Source organism: Shewanella sp. cp20, assembly GCF_000832025.1.
Taxonomy (GTDB): domain Bacteria; phylum Pseudomonadota; class Gammaproteobacteria; order Enterobacterales; family Shewanellaceae; genus Shewanella.
In genome coordinates this window covers 1-212 of record NZ_JPII01000015.1, presented here as the reverse complement: position 1 = coordinate 212, position 212 = coordinate 1, and the positions used below count along the sequence as shown (strand labels likewise).

The following is a 212-nucleotide window of genomic DNA, read 5'->3' as shown; positions in this document are numbered from 1 at the left end:
CCACACTACCATCGGCGCGATTGCGTTTCACTTCTGAGTTCGGGATGGGATCAGGTGGGACCACAATGCTATGGTTTCCAGACAAAACTGTAAATTCGAAAAGCTGTACTCTATCTAAGAGTCAATCTGAGTTCGCACTTCAATCAAGTACTTTTGTATTCTTTTGATTCAGTAACCATTACTTACTTTGCAGTAAAAACCCTTTTGGGTTG

1 rRNA gene is annotated in these 212 nt (G+C 41.5%); it reads right to left on the bottom strand.

From position 1 onward, the window contains the following. Nucleotides 1–82, bottom strand: a 5S ribosomal RNA gene (gene rrf, locus DB48_RS03855); the annotation flags it as partial. Nucleotides 83–212: the final 130 nt, after the last annotated feature.